Origin of the sequence: Streptomyces sp. NPDC048002 (genome assembly GCF_040653275.1) — a bacterium.
Taxonomy (GTDB): domain Bacteria; phylum Actinomycetota; class Actinomycetes; order Streptomycetales; family Streptomycetaceae; genus Streptomyces.
Genome location: NZ_JBEZNL010000026.1, coordinates 61024 through 83386, shown reverse-complemented (window position 1 = coordinate 83386; position 22363 = coordinate 61024). Strand labels below are relative to the sequence as shown.

Sequence of the window (22363 nt, the reverse complement as noted above, 5' to 3'; positions counted from 1 at the left end):
ATGTGACGTTCGCTCAACGGAGTGGTGCGCGAGGTCTGGACAGCCCCCGGGGCCCGTGCTGTCATACCGCTGTCACAGGATTTCCAACGTTGAAAAGACCGCGCCGGCCGTCCCCGTCCGGCGCTGGTCTCGGCACGAGGAAAGGTTCGATGACACGACACCGCACCCGCCCCGGAGCCGGATGGTGGGCGCTGCTCACCGCGGCCGCTCTCACCCTCCCCCCGATGGGACTGATGCCCACCGCCACCGCCGCTGAGCTGCCGGCCGCCGCCTCAGCACCCTCGGCCGCCCAGACCGCCGTGCAGACGCACGGACTGAAGGGCGAGTACTTCGGCATGTCGGCGCCCGGCGCCCGCGACTTCGCCGAACTCGGCGGCACCCTCCTCGACCCTCAGATCAACTTCTCCGGACTCACCAGCACCTTCGAGGAGTTGACGGGACGAACGGAACACACCACGGCACGGTGGACCGGACGCATCACGGCGCCGGCCACCGGTGACTACACCTTCCACGCCATCGGCGACAACGGCTTCCGCCTCTACATCGACGGCGAACCCGTCATCGACCACTGGGTGGGCGACTGGGACCGCGAGCAGACGAGCACCCCGGTACGGCTGACCGCGGGTGAGGAGCACGACTTCCGCCTGGAGATGTTCCAGGACACCGGCGGCGCCAACATGTACCTGCGCTGGTCGACGCCGGACCTGCCCAAGCAGCTCGTACCGATGTCGGCGTTCACCCCGCCGTCCGACTTCGAGGTGTACCCGGTCGAGCCGTCCGTGGCCGCGGACGGCAAGCGGCTGCGCCTGCGCTTCGACGGCGGGGTCGGCGGTCTCCGGGCGGTCAAGGACCACCTCAAGGCGGAGGCGGACACCACCGCGATGCCCATCGCGTCGGTCCGGCAGTACCCCGGCGACGCCCGTTCGGCGCTCGTCACGCTCGCCGAGCCGATCCAGAAGAACCAGCTGGTCAGGGTCTCCTACGACGGCGAAGGCGGACTGACCGTCGGCGGCGAGCCCGTGCCGAAGCTCATCCGCTACGCGGAGAACGCCTCGGCCCACCGTCTCACCACCCCCTGGGGCGACAAGGTCGACAAGAAGCACCCGCTGCCGGAGTACCCGCGGCCGCAGCAGGTGCGCTCCCAGTGGAAGAACCTCAACGGACCCTGGCAGTTCGGCGCCGCCGAGGCGGGCGAGGAACCGGTGTTCGGCAAGGACCTCGACGAGAGGATCACCGTCCCCTACCCGGTCGAGTCCCAGCTGTCGGGTCTGGAGCGGCACGAGGACCACATGTTCTACCGCAGGCTCGTCGAGGTGCCCAAGGGCTGGAAGGTGGGCACCGGCGACCGCGCCAACCGCCTCAAGCTCAACTTCGGCGCCGTGGACTACCGGGCCCGGGTGTACGTCAACGGCACGAAGGTCGCCGAACACATCGGCGGCTACAACGCCTTCAGCGCCGACATCACGGACGCGCTCAAGGGCAGCGGCCCGCAGGAGATCGTCGTCGCGGTCACCGACACCGGCGGCGCCAACCAGCCCATGGGCAAGCAGTCGACGAACCCGGGCGGCATCTTCTACACCCAGACCTCCGGCATCTGGCAGACCGTGTGGATGGAACCGGTCGCCGCCGCGTCCATTGACAACGTAGTCACCACCCCGGACATCGACACCGGCACCCTCGCGGTGACCGTCGACTCGTCCGAGGCCTCACCCGCGGCCCGCGTCGAGGCCGTGGCCCGCGACGCCCGCGGCAAGGTCGTCGGCCGGGTGAGCGGTCCGGCCGACGGGACACTGACCCTGCCCGTGGCCCGGCAGCACCTGTGGAGCCCGGACGACCCCTACCTCTACGACCTCGACGTCACCCTCACCGACGGCCGGTCCACCGACCGCGTCGACAGCTACTTCGGCATGCGCGAGGTCGGCATCGAGAAGGTCGGCGGCTTCAACAAGCTCGTCCTCAACGGCGAACCGATCTACTCACTGGCCACCCTGGACCAGGGCTTCTGGCCGGACGGCCTCTACACCGCGCCGACCGACGACGCCCTCGCCTTTGACCTCAAGGCGCACAAGAAGCTCGGCTTCAACGCGGTCCGCAAACACATCAAGGTGGAGCCGGCCCGCTGGTTCTACCACGCCGACAAACTGGGCCTGCTGGTCTGGCAGGACTTCGTCTCCGGCAACCTCACCGACGAGACCGGCCAGAAGGCCTTCGTCGACCAGGGCCGGGAGATGATGCGGCAGCACCACAACTCGCCCTCCGTCATCGGCTGGATCGTCTTCAACGAGGGCTGGGGCGAGTGGAACCGCGAGGAGACCGGCCGGATCACCGAGGCCGTGCGGGCGGCCGACCCCTCCCGGGTCGTCAACGCCCACAGCGGGGTCAACTGCTGCAACTCCAAAGGCGATTCCGGCAAGGGCGACATCATCGACCACCACGACTACAACAACACCGACCCCGCCTTCCCGGACGAGAAGCGGGCCGCCATGGACGGTGAGCACGGCGGGTTCACCCTCCGCGCCCCGGGGCACATGTGGCCCGGCGCGCCGACCGTGATCTACAGCGGTGTCACCACCAAGGAGGAACTGACCCGCAAGTACGTCGAGAACACCGAGCGGTACTACCTCGCCCAGGCCGGCGCCGAGCTGTCCGGCTCGGTGTACACCCAGATCACCGATCTGGAGAACGAGCTCAACGGCCTGTACACGTACGACCGTCGGGAGATCAAGGTGGACCCGGCCAGGGTCCGTGAGATCAACCTCAAGGTGATCGCGGCGGGCGCCGCCGCCGGATCGCAGCCCCTGACCGGTGGCGGCCGCTGGAAGCTGGACGAGGGCAGCGGCACCACCGCCCGGGACCAGGGACCCGGGGACCGGCCGCTCACCGTGCGCGAGGGCGCCACCTGGATTCCCGGCGTCAGCGGCACCGCGCTGAAGTTCGACGGTCAGAAGCAGTACGCCGAGACCGCCGGACCCGTCCTGGACACCTCGGGCAGCTACTCGGTGGCCGCCTGGGTCCGCCTGGACCAACTGCCCGGGAACTACGCCACCGCGGTCAGCCAGGACTCCCGCGCCACGGCCAACTCCTTCTATCTCCAGTACGGACACGGCACCTTCGCCTTCAGCACCCCCGGCGAGCGCCGCGCCCAGGTCGCCGTCACGGCGGAGACGGGCCGCTGGTACCACCTCACCGGGGTCCGGGACGCCACCGACAACACGATCCGGCTGTACGTCGACGGTCGGCTCGCGGCGACCGCCACCGGCGGAGCCGCCCTCGCGAGCACCGGCCCGCTGACCGTGGGCCGGGCCCACTGGGACGGTGCGAACGTCGACTTCTGGAACGGCGCGGTGGACGAGGTCCACGCCGTCGACAAGGCCCTCACCGACGAGGAGGTGGCCGCGCTCCACACCGCCGAGAAGCCCTGACCGGCGGCGGACACGAGTACGGTCCCTGTGCCGGGAGTTCGCTCCCGGCACAGGGACCGCTGTCATGGGGGCCGCCCGCGCTCTACGGAGCCCAGGGCGCCTCCACCGACCAGGTCGTGTCCTCGGCGAACAGGGCGGGGCTGTCGTAGGTGTGCGAACCGCCCGGGGTCGCCAGCCACAACTCGGCGTTGTAGTGGCGCAGATACTGCTCGGGGAAGTTGTAGGCGGACAGTCTCACTCCCCCGTTGGCGCCCGGCACCGGACAGAAGGTGGCGTCGGCGCGGAACAGGTCGCCCGTGCCGGCCTCCTTGTAGACGCGGTACTCGCGGTGGCGGAGGTACTGGCCGGGGTAGTTGCGGGACTCGAAGCTGTAGCAGGTGTTGTTGGCCAGGCCGGGGACTATTCGCCAGGTGGCGTCGTTCTTCAGCAGGGCGTCACCGCCGGCGCCGACGACCTCGGTGAAGACGGCGCCGTCCCGGTGGCGGACGTAGCGGTCGGTGTAGCCGGGTGTGGTGACGCGCAGGGACTTGAGGCCGGTGGGCAGGGTGATCGGGGTGGTGGTGCCCCGGGACGCGTCGATCAGGGCCCGGTTGGCGGCCCGTACCCTGGCCTCGTCGACCTTGACCACCTGACGGTCGTAGGTGAGCAGTCCGTTGGCCTCGTTCTCCACGTCGGTGATCTCGGTGTAGACGGACGCGGACAGCCCCCGTGGCATCCGTACCTGCCGGATGGCGTCCAGCAGGCCGACGAACCGGTTGTTGAGGTGGGCGGTGCTCGCCTGGTCCTCGTAGCTGAAGCCGCCGCCGGGGTACCACTCGTGGCCCGGGACCTTCAGCCCCAGCCCGCCGAACTCGCCCAGCACGGCGGCTCGGGTCGCACTGGGCACGGTGGTGCCCGGGCCCACGTAGACATGGTCGTCGACGAGGTCGCCGTTGCCGCCGTCGACGGAGCCGCAGCAGTTGACGCCGCTCATGTTGTCGACCAGCCGGGACGGGTCGTACGCCTTGACCTTGTCGGCGATGCGGGCCTGGTCGTACTGTCCCCAGCCCTCGTTCTGGTTGACCCACACCACCAGGGAGGGCGAGCTGCGGTGCTGGTCGATGACGCGGTCGTACTCGGCCTCCCACTGGACGCGGGCGCCGCTGTCCGGGGTGCGCAGGTCCATCGACGGCATGTCCTGCCAGACCAGCAGACCGAGCCGGTCGGCCCAGTAGAACCAGCGTTGCGGCTCCACCTTGATGTGCTTGCGGACCATGTTGAAGCCCAGGTCCTTGTGCTTCTGGAGGTCGTACCGGAGCGCCGCGTCGGTGGGCGCGGTGTAGATGCCGTCGGGCCAGTAGCCCTGGTCTAGGGTGCCGGTCTGGAAGACGAACTTGCCGTTGAGGACCGGTCGTTGGTGGCCTCCGACGCTGGCGAGGCCGATGGTGCGCATGCCGGTGTAGCTGCCGACGGAGTCGACGACGGTGGTACCGGAGAGCAGGTCGACCTTGATGTCGTAGAGGAACGGGTCGTCGGGGGTCCACAGGCGCGGACTCGGCACGGGCACCGTGAACTCGGCGCCGACCGCTCCCGTGGCCGTGCCGACCGTGGTACCGCCCGAGGAGACCGTGACGCGGGCCTGGTGACCGCTGGTCCCGGTGCCGCGGACGGTGACCTTCAGCCGGCCGTTGACCGGATCCGGGACCATGTCGAGCCGGGCGACGCGGGCGGCCGCCGTCGGCTCCAGCCACACCGTCTGCCAGATGCCCGAGGCTGCGGTGTAGAAGATGCCGCCGCCGGGGTGCGGGGCGACATCGCGGATGCGCTGCTTGCCGACGGCCTGGCCGCCGGTCTCGGTCGGGTCCCAGACCGAGACGACCAGGGTGTTGGTGCCGCCGTTCAGCAGGTCGGTGATGTCGTGGGAGAAGGCGTCGAAGCCGCCGCTGTGCGCGGCTCCGGCCTGCCGCCCGTTGACCCACACCGTGGTACGCCAGTCACTGGCGCCGAAGTTCAGCTGGACGCGGCGTCCGTTCCAGCCCGCGGGGACGGTGAACGTGCGCTTATACCAGAGCTTGTCGTTCTGGGTGATCCGGCGCTGGATGCCGGAGAGCGCGGACTCCGCGACGAACGGCACCCGGATCTGCTCGGTGAAGGAGGCGGGCTGGCCAGCGTCGGCGGAGGTGATCGCGAAGTCCCAGATGCCGTTGAGGTTGGCCCAGTCGGGGCGGGTCAGCTGCGGGCGGGGGTACTCCGGCAGCGGGGTGTCGACGGGGACCTGGCCGGTCCAGGGGGTGGTCATCGGCGAGGGCTTGGGCGTCCACGCCTGCGGGGCGGCGGCCGCGGTGCCGGTGGCCGTCAGTGCCGTCCCGGCGAACAGGGCGAGCGCGGCCAGTGCGGTGGCCGCGCGACGGGCCGGCCGTCTGAGCCAGTCCAACGGCCCACCGCGTGCGGGTACTCGACGCATCGTGACTCCTTGGGTTGTGGAGTGGGAGACGTGCGCGTGCGAAAGGCGGCCGTCGCGCGAGCGTCCGACCGCCTGGAACCGGCAGCGGCGGCGGGGCCGTGGGGCCCTGCCGCCGTGTCCGGGGTCTGTCACATCAGTTGCCGTCTGCGGCCCAGCCAGGTCTGGGCGATGACGACGACGGCCAGGAAGGCTCCGCTGACGACCTGTTGGTAGGAGGAGTCGAGGGAGCCGATCTGGTTGATGACGTTCTGGATGACCTTCAGGAGCAGCACCCCGACGAGTGAGCCGCTGACGAAGCCGAGTCCGCCGGTGAGCAGGGTGCCGCCGATGACGACGGCGGAGATGGCCTCCAGCTCCATGCCGTTGCCGAGGATGGTCACGCCGGACGCCAGCCAGGCCGCGTTGAGCGCTCCGGCCAGTCCGGCGAGCAGTGCGGACAGGGCGTAGACGAGGATCTTGGTCCGGGCCACGGGGGCGCCCATCAGGGCCGCCGCGTCCTCGTTGCCGCCGACGGCGTACACGTGCTGTCCGAAGCGGGTCCGGCGCAGGACGAGGGCGCCCGCCGCGAACAGGGCCAGCGTGATCCACACCGGGTTGCCGAGGCCGAGGGTGGTGCCCTGGCCCAGTTCGGCGAGGAAGGAGCCCTTGCCGATGAGGTAGGTGTCGGCGCCCTCGTCGGTCAGCGCCAGCATCAGGCCGCGCGCCCCCAGCATCGCGGCGAGGGTGACGATGAAGGGGGCGAGCCGGGAGCGGGCGACGAGCAGCCCGTTGACGACGCCGATGAGCCCGCACACGGCGAGCGGCAGCAGGAGGGCGACCAGGGTGCCGTGCCGTGATCCCCAGGCGGCGAGGACTCCGCCGAGGGCGAAGAGCGAGCCGACGGAGAGGTCGATGCCGCCGGTGATGATGACGAAGGTCATACCGAGGGCGACAATCGCCAGGAAGGCCGAACTGGTCGCCATGTTGGTGAAGTTGTCGGTCGTGGCGAAGGAGTCGAAGGAGAACGACGCCACCAGCGAGACCAGGACCAGGACGGCCAGCGCGCCGTGCTGCTGGACCAGCGCGGTCAGCCGCTCGGAGCGGGCGGAACCCTTCGGCCCGGTGTCCTGCGCCCGCTGTGCGGCGTTCGGGATGGTCATGGGTGTGTCCGTCTTGGTGGCGGTCATCGCTTCCCTCGTCCCCGGGCCGCGTAGACCGCGGCGACGATCACCACGGCCTGCGCGATCTGTGTCCACGACGGCGGCAGGTCGTGCTTGATGAGCGTGGCGGTCAGGAGCTGGATCAGTACGGCTCCGGCCACGGTTCCGGCGATGTTGACGCGGCCGCCGGTCAGCGGGGTGCCGCCGACCACCACCGCGGTGATGGCGGAGAGTTCCATCAGGTTGCCCAGTGAGGTCGGGTCGCTGGCCTGGAGGCGTGCGGTGGCCAGCACGCCGGCGACGGCGGCGAGCAGCGCGCTGACGACGTAGACGATGATCAGGACGCGGCGTACGGGGAGTCCGGCGAGCTGGGCGGCGGGGCGGCTGTCGCCGATCGCCAGGAGCCGGCGTCCGAAGGTGGTGCGGCGCACCACGAACGCGACCAGCAGGGCCAGGGCCGTGGCGATCAGGATCAGGTAGGGGAAGCCCAGGACGTCGCCCGAGCCGAGGGAGGCCAGGGACGGGTTGCGCAGGTCCTCCAGCTGCGGGAGCAGCACCAGGGCCAGTCCCCGGCCGCCGACCATGAGCGCCAGGGTGGCGACGATGGGCTGGACGCCGATCAGCGCCACCAGCGCTCCGTTGGCCAGTCCGACAGCGGCGGCGAACAGGGCGACCGCGAGCAGGGCGGGCAGCAGGCCGTAGCCGAGGTAGAGGGCGGTGACGGAGGCGGCCAGCGCCATCACGGCGCCGACGGACAGGTCGACGCCCTCGGTGCCGATGACCAGGGCCATGCCGAGGGCGACGATGATGACCGGGGCGACCTGGACGGCCTGGGTGCGGAAGTTCTCGGCGGTCAGGAAGTGCGGGGTGATCAGGACGTTGACGACCATCAGCACGGCGACGCCCGCGTAGACGCCGTACGCCTGGAGCCAGTGCAGCAGGCGGTCCTTGTCCAACGGGACGGTCCGCAGGGCGGCTTCAGCCATGGGTGGCGGCCTCCTCGGTGGCGTCCCGCGCGGGGTCGCCGCCGGCGATGGTCCGCATCAGCTTCTCCTCGGTGACGTCGTCGCCGCTCAACTCGCCGACGACGGCGCCGTCCTTCAGCACGACCACGCGGTCGGACCCTTCGATGAGTTCCTCCAGGTCGGAGGAGATGAGCAGGACGCCGAGGCCGTCGGCGGCCAGTTCGTCGACGAGTTTTTGCACCTCGGCCTTGGCGCCCACGTCGATGCCCCGGGTGGGTTCGTCGAGCAGGAGCACCTTGGGGTTCATCGCGAGCCAGCGGGCCAGCAGCACCTTCTGCTGGTTGCCGCCGGAGAGTTCGCCTACCTTCTGGTGCGGCGAGGACGCCTTGATGCGCAGCCGCTGGACGAAGGTGTCGACGACCGCGTCCACCTTGGACTCGGAGACCATGCCGAAGCGGGACAGCCGGGGCAGTACGGCGAGGGCGATGTTCTCGCGCACCGACAGGCCCGGCACGATGCCCTCGCTCTTGCGGTCCTCGGGCAGCAGGCTGATGCCGGCCCGGATCGCGGCCGGCGTGGAGCCCGCGCGCAGCGGCACCCCGGCGACGACGACGCTGCCCGTACGGGGCGGCAGGGCACCGGCGATGGCCTTCGCCGTCTCGGTGCGGCCGGAGCCGAGCAGGCCGCCGAGTCCGACGACCTCCCCGGGCCGGATGCTGACCGACACGCCGTGCAGGTGCTGAGCGACCGTCAAATTCTGTGCCTGGAGCACTGGTTCGCCGTCCTGGGCGCCGTGGTCGCCGGTGAACTTGGTCAGGCCCTCCGCGCGGACCTCGCCGAGGTCGCGGCCGAGCATGGTCGACACCAGCGCGAGCCGGTCGAGGCGGGCCAGTTCGCCGTGGTGGACGCGACGGCCGTCCCGCAGCACGGTGACGGTGTCGCACACCGCGTACAGCTCGTCCAGGCGGTGGCTGACGTAGACGACGGCGATCCCCGCGTCGCGCAGGCCCCTGATGACGCTGAACAGGGTCTCCACCTCGCGGGGTTCGAGCGAGGAGGTCGGTTCGTCCATGACCACGATCCGGGCGTCGGTGGCGACGGCGCGGGCCAGGGCCACCATCTGCTGGGCGCCGACGCCCAGGCTGCGCAGAGGTCTGCGGACGTCCACGCGGACGCCGTAGCCGCGCAGGGTCTCCTCGGCCTCCCGGTTCATCCGGCCCATGTCCAGCACGCCGAACCGGTTGCGCGGCTCGCGGCCCAGGAACAGGTTGCGGGCGACGCTGAGCAGCGGGATGAGGTTGACCTCCTGGTAGATGGTGGAGATCCCGGCCTTCTGCGCCTCCAGCGGGGTGGCGAAGGAGACTTCGCGTCCCTGGAAGCGGATCTCGCCGGCGTCGGGCCGGTACACGCCGGTCAGGAGTTTGATCAGGGTCGACTTGCCGGCGCCGTTCTCGCCGATCAGGGCGTGGACCTCACCGGCGTGCAGGGTGAGGTCCACGTCGTCCAGGGCCCGGACGCCGGGGAAGGACTTGCTCAGTCCGCGGACGGCGAGGACTTCGGCGGGGGGTGCCACCTGTGCCTCCAGGGTGCGAGGAAGGGATTGCGCGGGGCGGAGGGGGCCCGGCGGACCGGGCCCCCGGGCGGATCAGTACGCCTTGCCGATGTCGCTCTTCGCGTTGGCCTCGTCGTAGGCGCCGTCCTCGATAACGATGTCCTGCGCGACTTCCTCACCCTGGGTGAAGGTGTCCAGGGTCTGGAAGGCCAGCGGCCCGAACCGCGGGTTGGACTCGATGACGCCGCTGATCCAGCCGTCCACGATGCCCTGGACGGCGTTGCGGGTACCGTCCACCGTGACGATCTTGACGTCGCCCGCCTTCTTGCCCGCGCCCTTCAGCGCGGCGACGGCACCGAGGCCCATCTCGTCGTTCTCGGCGTAGATGCCCTTGATCCCGGGCTTGGACTGGATGAGCTGTTCGGTGACCTGCTGGCCCTTCTCGCGGGCGAAGTCACCGGTCTGCTCGAACACGACCTTCAGGTCCGGGGCCTTCTCGGCGATCCGGTCCTTGAAGCCCTTGGTGCGCTCGGTGGTGACGTTGTTGCCGGCCGCTCCGAGCAGGATCGCCACCTCGCCCTTGCCGCCGGTCGCCTCGGTCATCCGGTCGGCGGCCCGGCGGCCCTGCTCGACGAAGTCGGAGGCGATGAAGGAGACGTAGTCCTCGCAGGCCGTGGCGTTGATCTTGCGGTCGATGGTGACGATGGGGACCTTCTTGGCGGCCGCGGCCTGGAGGACCGGGTCCCAGCCGTCGGAGTTCAGCGGGGCGATGATGAGCAGGTCGGCGCCCTTGGCCAGCAGGTCCTGGACATCGCTGATCTGCTTGGAGAACTGAGACTGCGCGTTGGCCGTGAGGAGCTTGACGCCGCGCTTGCCGGCCTCGTCCTTGATGGACTGCGTCTCGGCGATGCGGAACGGGTTGGCCTCCTTCTCCGACTGGGAGAAGCCGACGGTGGCGTTCTTGAGGTCGATCTTCTCGGCACCGTAGGCGTCGACGGTGCAGGTCTGGCCGCCCGGGGCGGGCGAGGCGACCTTCTGTTCGGCGCCCGCCGCGGCAGCGGAGGACGCCGGGTCGCTCGACGCGTCGTCCTCCGACTTCGTGCAGGAGGTGGCGGTCAGGACCACCGCGGCGGCCAGGGAGACGACCACAGGACGGGCGAGGAGACGACGACGGTGAGTGCTGCGCTGCATGGTGACCCCGATCCGGGCGACGCTGAAAGGGAACTGGGGAGGTGGTGAACTAGCAGGAGTCCGAGCAAGAAGCCGTGCGTTGAACCGAGTTGAAGTCGAGCAGGGTGGCGCTTCTCCCCCGGCGGGAACGGTCGTTCGGCCCGCCGCACAGAGGTTTTTACATCGTTGGAAGGATGCTGTAAAGCCCCTGTGCACAGGACTCAGTCGAGAGGCACGGACCGGCGCATGGGCCAACGTCCGCTTTGGGCATGCCTGTTACGCCGAACGAGTCCGGACACGTCGAAGGCGCAAGGTCGTTCACGCCGACGCAAGGGCGTATGCGGGAAGCCTGGCCGTCGGCGATATAGGGGCGCCATGACAAAACCGGTCCAGAAAGAGGGAGTTGAAGCCCTCACAGCGCGCCGAAAGGGGTCGCTCACCCTCCGACGTCGGAATCCTCGCGAACGCGTCCCGCCCGGTTCAGTCCCGCGGCTCCCGGCCCGGTGCCGCTCGCCCCAGCGTGCTCTCCCGCTCCACCAGGCGGTAGTCGGCCCACACGCGTCGCGGCTCCGGCGGTTCCCCGCCGCCGAGCCGGGCCAGCACGGACTCGACGGCGAGCCTGCCGATGGCTTCCTTGTCGGGCGACACGGAGGTCAGCGTCACCGCGCCGAAGCGCCCCTCCACCACGTCGTCGAAGCCGACGACAGCGACGTCCTCGGGCACCCTGAGCCCGCGTTCGTGGAGCACCCTCATCGCGCCGATGGCCATGGGGTCGTTGTAGGCGAAGACCGCGTCCGGGCGGCGCCCCGACTCCAGGATGCGGGCCATGGCCGCGGCGCCGTCCGCGTGGCCCCAGCCGTCGGTGGCGGCCACCAGCCCCTCGTCGGAGGGGAGTCCGGCCGCGACGAGTTCCTCCTGCCAGCCCCGCACCCGTAGTTGGGCGGGCTCGCTGCGCCCGCGGCGCGCGCCGATGAACGCCACCTCCCGCCGCCCCAGGGCGACGAGGTGCCGGACCGCCGCGCGCGCCGCGGCCACGTTGTCGATGGCGATGTGGTCGTAGGGCAGGTCGTAGTCCCGCTCGCCGAGCAGCACCAGCGGGACGTTCTCGGTCTGGTCGCGCAGGTCCTCGGTCTCCAGCTCGATGGGGCTGAGGATGAGCCCGTCGATGACCCTGGCCCGGAAGCCCTGGCTGACCAGGATCTCCTGTTCGCGCCGGCCGCCGGTGTGGTCCAGGAGCACGATGTAGTCGTGCGCGGCGGCGGTGTCTATGACGGCGGCGGCGAGTTCGGCGAAGTAGGGGTTGCCGAGTTCGGGCAGGGCGAGCGCGATGATCCCGGTGCGCCCCTTGCGCAGGTGCCGGGCGGCGAGGTTGGGCCGGTAGCCGAGCGCGTCGATGGACCGCTGGACGCGCTCCCGCATGGCCGGCGTGACGTGCTGATAGTTGTTCACCACGTTGGAGACGGTCTTGATGGAGACCCCCGCGTGCGCGGCGACGTCCTTGAGGCTGACCCGCACGGCATTCCCTTCCCAGCGTCCGGGCCAGTGCGGCCGGTGCGGTTACGGGATCGCCGGCATGGGCCGTGCGCCGGGTCCCCGCAAATTTTACAACGTTATACAGGCGCACTCACCGCAGTGACAAGGCACTGGACCCCAGGTCGTCCGGCCCGGAACGGGATGCGAGTTCCGGCCATAGGACCGACTCGGGGCCGGGTACCTTCGCAGCCGGCCCCGAGTCACGCTAGTGCCGCGTCAGGCAACGTTCCCGCAGTTTTCCGAACGAATCGACGGTCCGCAGGGCCGCCTTCCTCAGCGCGGGGTGGTCCCGTACGAAGCGGTGCGCGGCACGGTTCGGCTCGCGGCGGATCCAGTGCAGGGCGGCCCGGGGGCCGGTGGTGCGCAGTGCCCCCTCGTGGACCAGGAGGTCCCCGGTCTTGAAGGAGTTCTTGTACGCGGCGTCGCCCCGGCCGAAGTCGAAGAGGCCGATGCCCGCCTCGGCGGCGGCCTCGATCATGCGCAGGTAGAGCACACGGCCCGGGGAGAAGGCGGCCACGGCCCGGTCGTAGGAGGGGAACCAGCAGGAGAAGACCGTGCGGGAGCGGAGCCCGAAGTGGGCGGCGACCGGGCGGTCCGCCGCGTAGAGCACGGAGAGGGTGCCCGAGCAGGCCGGGGAACGGGTGGCCCCCAGAAGATCGATCAGCTCGGTGATCCAGGGCTGGGCCAGCGGGTCGCGCCGTCCGGTGCGCCGGTACTGGGCGGACTTCCACTCCAGCAGGGCGCGCAGGGCGTCGGGGTTGTGATCGTCGAAGACGAAGCGCAGCGGCCCGAGTTGCCGGGTCATGCGGCGCTCCTGGGCGCGCGCGGCCTTCAGGAAGCTGCGCGAGTGGGTGCGCAGATGGTTCTCGTACGACGCGAATCCGTCCGTCAGATCGATGACCGGTGAGGCGAACCGGCCCGTCGCGTACGGCAGGAAGAGGCTCTGTCCGCTCTCCAGGTGGTTGAACTCCCAGGCGTGCAAGGAGCAGGCCCGCATCAGGTGCATGGCGTCCAGTTCGGTGTCGGGGCACAGCACCGCGCCCTGGCAGTCGGAGACTCCGAGACCGACCGCCCGCCCGTGCCCCCATCGGCCTCGCTGGTAGGGGAAGAAACCGACGGCCTCCCCCTTGCGGCGCACCGTCGCGACCTGGGTGTCGGGCCGCACCCGGCCCATGGCCTGGGTGAACTCCGCGGCCATGAAGGGGTTGGCCTCGACGGCGGTCGCCGTCCGCAGTTCGTTCCACTGGTCGAGGTCCCTGGGGCGGAGCTCACGAGGGTGGACGACATCGATGCGCAGCGCGTTCATACGGTCTCCGAAATACGCGGGGAATCAGCAGGGGTAACGACGCGGACGGGATCCGGTGGCGAGCGCGACCCGGGATGGGTCCGACCGGCCCTCGCCCGCGAGTGACACGCCTGCTGACGGCTGCGGCGGGACTCCATGAGAAAACCCGCCCTCGGCACCGCCGTGCGGCGGGACTCGGAGGGCGGGTTCACGGTCATGACTGATTCATGGTGCGCGAAAAACTTGGCAAACACGCCTGAACAGAGCAAATACCCTTTACGGAGATCCATTCGACCGTGCGCGATTTCAGGTGAACGGCGTCACCCGCGCGTCGAACGACGTGACCCCGGCCGCTCAGGGCTTCGAGGCGGGCACCGGGAAGATCATGCAGCTGCTGGTGGCATGGGCCAGCAGGCGGTCGCGCCCGTCGAGGAGCCGGGCCTCGGCGAACGCGGTCTGGCGCCCCCGGCTGACGACGGTTCCGACGGCCCGGACCCTGCCGGTGTCGGAGGTGATCCGCTTGAGGAACTTCACGGTGAGGTCGAGCGAGGTGTAGCCCATGCCCGGCGGCAGGGTGGACTGCACGGCGCATCCCGCCGCGGAGTCGAGCAGGGTGGCGTAGACACCGCCGTGGACGCTGCCGATCGGGTTGTAGTGCTCCTCGCCCGGGGTCATCGAGAAGACGGCCCTGCCCTCGTCCACCTCGTCGAGGGTGAAGTCGAGCGTGGCCGCGATGGGCGGTACGGGCAGCCGGCCCGCGAGCATCTCCCGCAGCAGGTCGAGGCCCGAGGCACTCCCCACGGCGGTGGCGGTGATCGAGGGGTCTTCCCACTCGTACGTACGTGTCCGTCCCATGGTTCCGCGTTCCTCCCCGCTGGCTTCTCCGATCGAAGCTAGCTGGCCGTGCGGCTGACTGTCAAAGAAAAAGCCAGCGCCCTAGCATGGGGGTATGGAGTGGCTTGAGATCAGCACGGAGAACTGTCCCGTCCAGCGCACGCTCGACCTGGTCGGCGAGAAGTGGACGCTGCTGATCCTGCGCGACGCGGTCAACGGCGTACGGCGGTTCGACGAGTTCCACCGCCACATCGGACTCTCGGAGGCGGTGCTGAGCGACCGGCTCCGCAAGCTGACCGCGTCCGGTGTCCTGACGACGGTGCCCTACCGGGAGCCCGGCAGCCGCTCCCGGAACGAGTACCGGCTCACCCGCAAGGGCTGGGACCTGTGGCCCGTCCTCATCGCCCTCCGTCAGTGGGGCGAGACGCACGCCGCGGACCCCGAGGGCCCGGTCCTGGACGTACGCCACACCGACTGCGGCGGGCAGGTCAGGGTCGTCGTCGAGTGCGCCGAGGAACACGCGGCCCTCGCGCCCCGGGAGGTCTCGGTACGACCGGGGCCCGGGGCGCGCCGCGCGGGATAGGAACCGACGGGCAGGGCGACGAGGCAGGACCCGGCGGGGCAGGACCCGGTGGCGCGGTCGGTGACCACGCCGCCGGGTCCGGTTCCTTCGGGGGCGGGGCGAGGAATCCCCGTCCCCGGTGTCCCGTCAAGCGGCGTCGAGGGCGCCGGTGATCTTGCGGGTCATGTCCGCGAGGACAGGGCCGGGCTCGCCCTTGCCCGCGTGGGCGGCGGCCTCGACCGCGACCAGGACGGAGGTGCGGAAGTCGCCGGCCTCCGCCGGGTCCTGCTTCGTCAGCAGGCTCATCGCCTCGGTCAGGGCGGGCAGCACCCGGTCGGCGAGTTCGGCCACGGAACGGCCGCCGAGGTCCTCGATCCTCGACTTCTCGGCGAGTACGTGCCCGACCGGGCCGGTCGCCGAGGCGAGGGCGATCGAGCCCTGCGTGGCGGCCTTGTGCGGCGAACCGGCGACGTCGGCGGCGGCCATCAGGGAGACGGCGCCGTAGGCGGCGGTGCGCAGGGTGTTCTTCGCCTGGTCGGTCAGGGTGACGGTCATGATGGGGTACTCCCTCTGCGTCGGGCGCCGTCCCCCGGTCCGGGGGGCGGCGTCGCTTTCCTTGTGACGCAGAGCTTGCGGCGGCCGGCTTTCACCACGGCCACAGCGCGCTTTCAGCTGACCCGCGGACCGGCCCGGACCCTGAAACCGGGCGGCGCCGCCGAGGGCCCCGCCCCTCAGTTCTCGACCACGTCCCGGACGAACACCAGGGCGTCGACGTCCCTCAAGTGGCACGGGTCCAGCGGGGCGTAGCCGAACCAGGGGGAGGTGCGGGGTTCGGGCGACGCGTCCGAGAGGGCGGCGGCCAGGCCGGGCGGATCGAGGAGCAGGCGGTCCTCGGACAGGGCGTACAGGTGCCCTTCCAGGGTGTCCGGCGGCGGGGTGTCCACCCCCTGGTGCCGGATGGTTCCGAGCCCGGTCGCGACGTGCGCGTACTCCGCGCCGAGGCGGGCTCCGACCAGCGCCCCGGCGCTCCACCACCGCACCGGGCCCATGTCCGTCCGCATGTCGCTCCGCCAGCGCTGGAGGTGCGCGTTGTGGGCGTGGACGAGAACCGGGCCGCGCTCGGCCAGCGCGAGGAGGTTCCCGGCCATCATCCGGTCGCGCACCCCGAGCAGCCGGGTCATACGGGCGGGTGAGCCGTCGGCCATCCAGTGGTGGTAGCGCAACAGGCCCGTGGCGGTGCGGGCGTGGAGGCGGGCCCGGTGCCAGTGGGCGCGCGGGGCGGCGGTGAGCAGGTGCGGGGTCAGCTCGTCGAGCAGCTCCTTCAACTCGTCAGCGAGCAGGCGCAGTTCCCGGGCCTCTGGGGTGCGTCCCACGGAACGTTCGGGGTGCCTCATCGCGGCGGGCTCGGTCCAGCGGTCGTCGGGGCCGATCAGGCGGTCGAGGGTGTCGGTGGTGCAGGGCAGGAGGTCCGCGTCCACGTGGGCGGCGAGGTAGCGGTGGAGGAGGGTGAGCGACTGCCGGGGGCTCTCGGCGGCGGTGATCTCCAGGGGGCCGTCGAACCCGGCGAAGCGCAGTCGGTCGGAGGCGGGGCGGCCCTCGTTGAACTCCCGCATCCATGAGACGAGTTCACGGTTGCCCGCCCAGGCGCCCCAGCCGTGGCCGAACCCGCGCTCCATGGCCTCGTCGAGGCTGCCCGTGCCCGAGGTGACGTAGTCGTCCACGGTCGCCGCGCGCAGGCAGTCACTCTCGATCGCGATGGTCCGGTAGCCCTCCTCCTGCACGAGCTGGCGGAAGAGATCGTTGCGCAGGGTCAGCAGGGTGCCGTCGCCGTGCGTGGGCTCGCCCAGCGCGAGCAGTCGGGGTCGGGCGCGGAGCAGTCGGATGAGGCCAGCCGCGTCGACGGCCCGCGTGGTGTCCTTGATACCAGTAGCCATACCTTCGAAGCTATCGTTGAAGGCTCGATTGAGACTTTGAGTGCTAGAGGACCGCTGTACCTTGGGTTCATGGGACAGAACCTTCAAACCGATGCGCTGAGGCCGATCGACCTGGCCCGTCGGCACGGTCTGTCCACCCAGGCGGTCCGGAACTACGAGGAGGCGGGCATCCTTCCCGCCGCCGAGCGCACACCCCACGGGTACCGCACCTACTCCCCCTTGCACGTCCGCGCCCTGGACGCGTTCCTCGCCCTCGTCCCCGGGCACGGACACGGGACGGCAGCGGCGATCATGCGGGCCGTGAACGGGGGCGGGACCAAGGAGGCGTTCCGTCTTGTCGACGAGAGCCACGCACAGCTCCTCGACGACCGTCGCACCCTCGACACCGTCGAGAACGCCCTGCGCGACCTGGAAGCCGCCGGCCCACCGGAGGCCGGCCCATCGGAGACCTCGCCGTCACCCGGAGCCACGTTCATCGGGCCGCTGGCCCACCGGCTCGGCATCCGGCCCGCGACCCTGCGCGCCTGGGAGCGCGCCGGTCTCGTACGGCCGCGCCGCGACCCGCGGACCGGCTATCGCGTCTACGCCGACGCCGACGTGCGCGACGCCCGGCTCACCCATCAACTCCGTCGCGGAGGGCACCTGTTGGAGCAGATCGAGCCGCTCCTCAGGCAGGTGCGCGCGGCCGGCGGCCTGGAGCCGCTGCGCTCCGTGCTGGACGACTGGCACGCCCGCCTGGCGACCCGCGCCCGCTCGATGCTGAGCGGCGCGGCCGAACTCGACGCCTACCTCAACGCCCGCGACCGGGCGGGAGGCGTCACGCCACCGGATCGCCTCAGGACAGCACCCGATAGGTCACATGGGTGACCAGGCCGGTGGCGCGTGACTCGGTCTGCCGAAGCTTCAGGGGCGGGACGCCCGCGAAGAGGCGTGTTCCGGCGCCGAGGGTGAACGGGGCGATGTGCAGGCGGAGTTCGTCGATCAGGCCGGCGGTGAGGTACTGGTTGACGGTGGTGGCGCCGCCCTGGATCGCGACGTCGCCGCCGGCCGCCGCCGCTCGCGCCCGCGCCAGGGCCGACTCGATTCCGTCGGTGACGAAGTGGTAGGTGGTGCCGCCCTCCATGGGCTGGGGGTCGCGCGCGTGGTGGGTGAGGACGAACACCGGTGCGTGGAAGGGTGGTTCGTCGCCCCACCAGCCGTTCCAGGGGCGGTCCCAGGGGCCGCGGACCGGGCCGAACATGTTCCTTCCCATGATGTACGCCTGGGCGGCCGCCATCCGTTCGATCTCGGGCCGGTTCTCGTCGGGCGCCTCGAACATCCAGGCGTGCAGCCGCTCGCCCGTGCCGTCGCCGCCGTCGTCACCGAACGGCCGCTTCTCCGTCTGGTTGAGCCCGGCGGAGTACCCGTCGGCCGAGATGGTCAGGTCGCTGGTGACCCTGCCTGCGCGCTCTCTCATGGCGTCTCCTTCGTCCGGCACCTCATCATCGGCCCCGGGCACCGCTTCCGCGGGCCGGAACCTGCCCGCTCGTCGTTTCGCACAGCGCTCACCCCACCGGAAAACACATGTGCGAACGCTCTCCCGGCCGTGCCACGATGAAGGCGGGAAGTGAGGTCGCGTGGACGAGTTGAGGCGATTCCGCGTCGCGGTGGCCGCCTGGGCGGCCGGCGGAGCGCGGGCGGCGACGGCCGCCGGAGCGGCGCGTGAGCTGTCCGGCGGGGTGCGCACGGTCGTGCTCGTCGAGGGGGCCAGTGACCAGGTCGCGCTGGAGGCGCTGGCCGCGCGCCGGGGCCGCGACCTCGGCGCGGAGGGTGTCGCCGTGGTGCCGCTGGGCGGCGCGACGAACATCGGGCACTTCCTGGACGTCTGCGGCCCCCAGGGCCTCGGCCTCCCCCTCGCCGGACTCTGCGACATCGGCGAGGAGCGGCACTTCCGGCGTCATCTCGAACGCGTCGGCATCGGCTCCGACCTCGACCGGGCCGACCTGGAGCGGCTCGGCTTCCATGTGTGCGTCGCCGACCTGGAGGACGAACTGATCCGCGCCCTCGGCGCCGACGAAGTGCGGCAGGTCATCGAGGCGCAGGGCGAGGCACGCCCCTTCCACACCTTCCGCGGCCAGCCGGCCCAGCGGGAACGGCCCGTGGAACACCAGTTGCGCCGCTTCATGGGCACCCACAGCGGCCGTAAGGCCCTCTACGCGCAGGCCCTCGTCGCGCACCTGGACCTCCAGGACGTACCGGCCCCGTTGGACCGGCTCCTCGCGCACGTCTGACCCTCGTCCGCCCTCTTCAGGCCCGCGCGGGCAGCCCTCTGCGCACGGCACGCACCAGCGCCGACGGCTCCGGCCGCCAGGGCGCCCTGTCCCGGGCCGGCCAGTTGTAGACCGGAATCCCGTCGTCCAGCAGTTCGGGCAGGCGGGGTTCGGCCAGCGCCCGTGCCGACCACGCGTACAGCGGCCGCAGCCGAGGGGTGATGACACCGTGGTCCAGCAGCCGACCGAAGCCGTGTTCGCGGGCGACGTAGCTCTCCACGTCGTCGCCCAGCGGATAGCGGTCCGGCAGGATCCGGGAGATCGAGAGGAAGATCCCCGTCATGCCGAGCCTGGGGTCGCCGAGCAGCGGGGCGGCCGGTCCCAGACCGCCGAGGGCCAGCCGGGGCGCGGCGACCAGCGCGTGCGCGTACAGCACGCGCAGCAGGACGACGTTCATGAAGAACCGCTCCGTACGGCTCTCCGCCGCCGCGAGTTCGCGATGCTCCAGGTAGGCGGCGACGACGCCGGCGTTGTGCGCGCGGTACCAGGCGCGGGGGCTCGGGGCGCGGATGAACTCGACCGCGGCGGCCACGCTCGGCGCGCTGGGTGTCCCGGGCAGGCCGACGCAGAGTCCCAGGGCCTCCCATCCGTCGTGGAGCAGCCGCTCGTTGACGGCACGCCACCAGGGGCTGCCGGGCGAGGGGCCGTCGGGGGGCCGCAGGAGACCGCGCCGGATCTGCCAGTTCATGAAGGCGGTTCCCGCGCGTCGGTAGGGCAGCCGCAGGCGTTCCCGCCCGTGCGGGCCGGTGTAGAGGCGGCGCATCACGGCGAGGCGCGCCTGCGGCGAGTCGAGCGCCGGGCCGACCTGTTCCTCGGCGAACCGGGCGGCGGACTCCAGCGACGGCATACCCCCATTCTCCGCGCGCGGCGCCCGCACGGCTCGCCACCGACCACCGGCCGTCCACACCGCTCGCCACCGACCACCGGCCGTCCACACCGCTCGCCACCGACCACCGGCCGTCCGCGCGATTCGCCGCCGGCCTTCCCCGGCGGTGGGATCAGGCAGCCGTCGGGCGGGGCGGGAGCAGGGCGAGGGTGATCGCGGTGACGTCGCGGTGCCAGTCACGGCCGCGGCGGAGCATCGCGTGGTCGCCGCCCGTCATCGTGACGAAGTCCGCGCGGGCCCCCGCCGCACGGGCGTGACGTACGAAGGCGGCGGACGCGTGCGGGTCGGTGACCCGGTCGCGGTCGCCGTGCAGCACGGTGACGTCCTTGTCCCGGAGGTGGGCCACCGGTTCGCCCTCGGGGCACCACGGTGCCAGGGCCAGGATCGCCCTGACCTGGGGTGCCCGCGCGGCCCGCAGGGCGGTGCGGCCGCCCATGGAGTGGCCGACGAGGACGACCGGGACGTCCCCGGCGATCCGGGTTAGTTCCTCCAGCGCGCGCCGGGCGTCGTGCAGGGGGTCGGCGTCGGCGCCGTTCCAGCCGCGGACGCGGTAGCGGACCTCGCCGACCAGGACGTCCTCGGCGCGCAGGGCCGAGGAGGCGGCGCGGACGAAGGGCCGCATCCGCAGCGGTGCCGGATGCCACGGCCGGGACGGGGCGCGGCTGTCGGCGCGCCCGCCGTGCAGGAACAGTACGGCGGCGCGCGGGGCGGCCGGGGCCCTGCGTGTGACGAGCGCGGTGCCGGCCGGGCCGGAGGTGTCCGGGATGCTCTCTTCCGTGTGCCGCGTCATGCGTGCTCCTCGTCCGGTGCGGTGGCGTCCTCGCACCGGTGATTCGTGGCCGTCCGGCCGCCGGATCGGTCGGCCGACTGTACAGCGCACGGTCGGCGGGCCGGGCTCTCGGGCCCCACCTGCGATTTCATTGTCACCGAGACCAATCCGCGGCCGGTCGGGGACCGGATTACGTCCGGAGAAGTCCCGACCACGGAGGACCCCCGTGAAAGAAGCCGTACATATCGGCAGAAACCCTTCCGCCGGACCCGACCTGCAGGAACTGGTGGGCCGCGTGGCCCTCGGTGACGAGCAGGCGTTCGCCTCGGTGTACGACACCGTGGCCGGTCCGGTGCTGGGAGTGGTGCGCGCCGTCCTGCGCGACCAGGCCCAGTCCGAGGAGGTGACCCAGGAGGTCCTGGTGGAGGTCTGGCGCACCGCTCCCCGGTACCGGCCCGACCGGGGGACGGCGATCAACTGGATCCTGACCCTCGCGCACCGCCGTGCCGTGGACCGGGTCAGGTCGGTGGAGGCCGCGGCGGCGCGGGACCACAAGGCGGCCCTGCTGGAGCGGACCCCCGAGTACGACGAGGTGACCGAGCAGGTGGAGGCCCGTCTGGAACGGGAGCAGGTACGGCGCTGTCTGCGCACCCTGACCGAGATCCAGCGGCAGGCGGTCACCCTGGCCTACTACCGCGGCCTGACCTACCGAGAAGTGGCGGAGGCGCTGGCGCTTCCGCTGGGCACCGTCAAGACCCGCCTGCGCGACGGACTCATCCGGCTGCGCGACTGCCTGGGGGTGACCGCGTGATCGGCGCAGATCTGCACACCATGACGGGCGCCTACGCCCTGCACGCGCTGTCCGACGAGGAGCGCGAGGCGTTCGAGCGGCATCTGTCCGGGTGCGAGGCGTGCGCGCAGGAGGCCGCCGAGCTGTCGGCCACGGCCGCCCGGCTGGGCCTCGCCGTCTCCGTGACGCCCCGCCCGGAGCTGCGGGAGCGGGTGCTGCGGCGGGTCACCGGCGTACGCCAGGAGACACCCGGCGCGACGCCGCTGCGCCGCTCGGGCCGTACGGTTCGGCGGGCCCGCCCGCTGTCCCGGTGGGCGCTGGCCGCCTGCCTCGCCGCTGCGGCCGCGTTCGGGGGTACGGCGGTGTGGCAGCACCAGCGCGCCGAGGACGCCGTGGAGCGGGCGCGCCGAGCCGAGCAGGGCGCGGGCGAGATCGCGGCCGTGCTGTCCGCGCCGGACGCCCGGACCCGGGCCGCGGAGCTGGCGGGCGGGGCCACCGGCACGGTGGTCGTCTCCCGCGGGCAGGACAGGGCCGTGTTCCTGGCCTCCGGGATGGCGTCGCCGCCCGAGGGCAAGGTGTACCAGCTGTGGTTCGAGGACGACGGCACGATGCGGCCCGCCGGACTGATGGATCCCGGCCGCGCTGACCAGGCCGTCCTGATGGAGGGCCCGGTCGACGACGCGTCCGGCATGGGCGTGACGGTGGAGCCGGCGGGCGGCTCCGAGCAGCCCACGTCCACGCCGGTGGCCCAGCTGCCCCTCCCCGCCTGA

At 71.6% G+C, this 22363-nt stretch carries 19 protein-coding genes; 6 read left to right on the top strand and 13 right to left on the bottom strand.

The annotated features are described in order from the left end of the window. Positions 1–149: 149 nt before the first annotated feature. Positions 150–3422, top strand: a complete 3273-nt coding sequence (locus AB0E07_RS27405; protein WP_362257587.1) for a LamG-like jellyroll fold domain-containing protein — start codon at positions 150–152, stop codon at positions 3420–3422. Between the two features lie 82 nt (positions 3423–3504). Here AB0E07_RS27405 and AB0E07_RS27400 read toward each other — a convergent pair whose 3' ends face one another. From AB0E07_RS27400 to AB0E07_RS27365, 8 genes are all read right to left on the bottom strand, one after another. Continuing rightward, entirely contained in the window at positions 3505–5865 is a 2361-nt protein-coding gene (locus tag AB0E07_RS27400; protein WP_362257584.1) for an AbfB domain-containing protein, read from the bottom strand. A 128-nt stretch (positions 5866–5993) separates the two neighbouring features. Next, on the bottom strand, positions 5994–7031 hold the full coding sequence (locus AB0E07_RS27395) for an ABC transporter permease (protein WP_362257581.1): 1038 nt from the start codon (positions 7029–7031) through the stop codon (positions 5994–5996). Beyond that, complete coding sequence (locus AB0E07_RS27390) at positions 7028–7990, bottom strand: ABC transporter permease (protein ID WP_362257578.1); 963 nt, start codon at positions 7988–7990, stop codon at positions 7028–7030. Before AB0E07_RS27390 ends, AB0E07_RS27395 begins: the two co-directional genes overlap by 4 nt. Then, positions 7983–9542, bottom strand: a complete 1560-nt coding sequence (locus AB0E07_RS27385; protein WP_362257575.1) for a sugar ABC transporter ATP-binding protein — start codon at positions 9540–9542, stop codon at positions 7983–7985. The genes AB0E07_RS27390 and AB0E07_RS27385 overlap by 8 nt, the downstream gene beginning before the upstream one ends. A 72-nt stretch (positions 9543–9614) precedes the next feature. Continuing rightward, positions 9615–10712 (bottom strand): ABC transporter substrate-binding protein, encoded by a 1098-nt coding sequence (locus AB0E07_RS27380; RefSeq protein ID WP_362257572.1) that lies wholly within the window; start codon positions 10710–10712, stop codon positions 9615–9617. 459 nt (positions 10713–11171) lie between these two features. Further along, a complete protein-coding gene (locus AB0E07_RS27375; RefSeq protein WP_362257569.1) occupies positions 11172–12206 on the bottom strand; it encodes a LacI family DNA-binding transcriptional regulator in 1035 nt (344 codons plus the stop codon). Positions 12207–12429: 223 nt separating this feature from the next. After that, positions 12430–13530, bottom strand: coding sequence for a GNAT family N-acetyltransferase (locus tag AB0E07_RS27370; RefSeq protein WP_362257566.1), 1101 nt, complete (start codon positions 13528–13530; stop codon positions 12430–12432). Positions 13531–13863: 333 nt separating this feature from the next. Next, positions 13864–14364 carry a PaaI family thioesterase gene (locus AB0E07_RS27365; RefSeq protein ID WP_362257563.1) on the bottom strand — a complete coding sequence of 167 codons (501 nt, stop codon included), beginning with the start codon at positions 14362–14364 and terminating at the stop codon, positions 13864–13866. A 94-nt stretch (positions 14365–14458) separates the two neighbouring features. Here AB0E07_RS27365 and AB0E07_RS27360 point away from each other — a divergent pair, with 94 nt between their 5' ends. Next, entirely contained in the window at positions 14459–14926 is a 468-nt protein-coding gene (locus AB0E07_RS27360) for a helix-turn-helix domain-containing protein (RefSeq protein ID WP_362257560.1), read from the top strand. A 126-nt stretch (positions 14927–15052) separates the two neighbouring features. On the opposite strand, the gene AB0E07_RS27355 is transcribed toward AB0E07_RS27360, so the two are convergent. Continuing rightward, on the bottom strand, positions 15053–15460 hold the full coding sequence (locus AB0E07_RS27355) for a hypothetical protein (RefSeq protein ID WP_362257558.1): 408 nt from the start codon (positions 15458–15460) through the stop codon (positions 15053–15055). Positions 15461–15636: 176 nt separating this feature from the next. Further along, complete coding sequence (locus AB0E07_RS27350) at positions 15637–16839, bottom strand: erythromycin esterase family protein (RefSeq protein ID WP_362257555.1); 1203 nt, start codon at positions 16837–16839, stop codon at positions 15637–15639. A gap of 69 nt (positions 16840–16908) precedes the next feature. On the opposite strand from AB0E07_RS27350, the gene AB0E07_RS27345 reads away from it, so the two are divergent. After that, positions 16909–17706, top strand: a complete 798-nt coding sequence (locus AB0E07_RS27345) for a TioE family transcriptional regulator (protein ID WP_362257552.1) — start codon at positions 16909–16911, stop codon at positions 17704–17706. Here AB0E07_RS27345 and AB0E07_RS27340 read toward each other — a convergent pair. Then, positions 17675–18295 (bottom strand): dihydrofolate reductase family protein, encoded by a 621-nt coding sequence (locus AB0E07_RS27340; RefSeq protein WP_362257549.1) that lies wholly within the window; start codon positions 18293–18295, stop codon positions 17675–17677. The genes AB0E07_RS27345 and AB0E07_RS27340 overlap by 32 nt on opposite strands. Positions 18296–18455: 160 nt before the next feature. Between AB0E07_RS27340 and AB0E07_RS27335 the strand changes: the two genes are divergently transcribed. After that, on the top strand, positions 18456–19109 hold the full coding sequence (locus AB0E07_RS27335; protein ID WP_362257547.1) for an ATP-dependent endonuclease: 654 nt from the start codon (positions 18456–18458) through the stop codon (positions 19107–19109). Between the two features lie 16 nt (positions 19110–19125). Here the strand turns inward: AB0E07_RS27335 and AB0E07_RS27330 are convergent, their stop codons facing one another. Both AB0E07_RS27330 and AB0E07_RS27325 read right to left on the bottom strand, forming a co-directional pair. Further along, on the bottom strand, positions 19126–19995 hold the full coding sequence (locus AB0E07_RS27330; protein WP_362257544.1) for a hypothetical protein: 870 nt from the start codon (positions 19993–19995) through the stop codon (positions 19126–19128). Between the two features lie 151 nt (positions 19996–20146). After that, complete coding sequence (locus AB0E07_RS27325) at positions 20147–20824, bottom strand: alpha/beta fold hydrolase (protein ID WP_362257541.1); 678 nt, start codon at positions 20822–20824, stop codon at positions 20147–20149. 205 nt (positions 20825–21029) lie between these two features. Here AB0E07_RS27325 and AB0E07_RS27320 point away from each other — a divergent pair, with 205 nt between their 5' ends. After that, positions 21030–21614, top strand: a complete 585-nt coding sequence (locus AB0E07_RS27320; protein WP_362257538.1) for a sigma-70 family RNA polymerase sigma factor — start codon at positions 21030–21032, stop codon at positions 21612–21614. After that, on the top strand, positions 21611–22363 hold the full coding sequence (locus AB0E07_RS27315) for an anti-sigma factor (RefSeq protein ID WP_362257535.1): 753 nt from the start codon (positions 21611–21613) through the stop codon (positions 22361–22363). Before AB0E07_RS27320 ends, AB0E07_RS27315 begins: the two co-directional genes overlap by 4 nt.

Excerpts from the sequence above, each read along its gene's own strand:
- AB0E07_RS27350 (WP_362257555.1), bottom strand. The coding sequence starts at position 16,839 with ATGGCTACTGGTATCAAGGACACCACGCGGGCCGTCGACGCGGCTGGC.
- AB0E07_RS27340 (WP_362257549.1), bottom strand. The coding sequence starts at position 18,295 with ATGAGAGAGCGCGCAGGCAGGGTCACCAGCGACCTGACCATCTCGGCC.
- AB0E07_RS27370 (WP_362257566.1), bottom strand. The coding sequence starts at position 13,530 with ATGAACGCGCTGCGCATCGATGTCGTCCACCCTCGTGAGCTCCGCCCC.
- AB0E07_RS27405 (WP_362257587.1), top strand. The coding sequence starts at position 150 with ATGACACGACACCGCACCCGCCCCGGAGCCGGATGGTGGGCGCTGCTC.
- AB0E07_RS27345 (WP_362257552.1), top strand. The coding sequence starts at position 16,909 with ATGGGACAGAACCTTCAAACCGATGCGCTGAGGCCGATCGACCTGGCC.
- AB0E07_RS27360 (WP_362257560.1), top strand. The coding sequence starts at position 14,459 with ATGGAGTGGCTTGAGATCAGCACGGAGAACTGTCCCGTCCAGCGCACG.
- AB0E07_RS27395 (WP_362257581.1), bottom strand. The coding sequence starts at position 7,031 with ATGACCGCCACCAAGACGGACACACCCATGACCATCCCGAACGCCGCA.
- AB0E07_RS27390 (WP_362257578.1), bottom strand. The coding sequence starts at position 7,990 with ATGGCTGAAGCCGCCCTGCGGACCGTCCCGTTGGACAAGGACCGCCTG.
- AB0E07_RS27380 (WP_362257572.1), bottom strand. The coding sequence starts at position 10,712 with ATGCAGCGCAGCACTCACCGTCGTCGTCTCCTCGCCCGTCCTGTGGTC.
- AB0E07_RS27365 (WP_362257563.1), bottom strand. The coding sequence starts at position 14,364 with ATGGGACGGACACGTACGTACGAGTGGGAAGACCCCTCGATCACCGCC.
- AB0E07_RS27330 (WP_362257544.1), bottom strand. The coding sequence starts at position 19,995 with ATGCCGTCGCTGGAGTCCGCCGCCCGGTTCGCCGAGGAACAGGTCGGC.
- AB0E07_RS27355 (WP_362257558.1), bottom strand. The coding sequence starts at position 15,460 with ATGACCGTCACCCTGACCGACCAGGCGAAGAACACCCTGCGCACCGCC.
- AB0E07_RS27325 (WP_362257541.1), bottom strand. The coding sequence starts at position 20,824 with ATGACGCGGCACACGGAAGAGAGCATCCCGGACACCTCCGGCCCGGCC.
- AB0E07_RS27400 (WP_362257584.1), bottom strand. The coding sequence starts at position 5,865 with ATGCGTCGAGTACCCGCACGCGGTGGGCCGTTGGACTGGCTCAGACGG.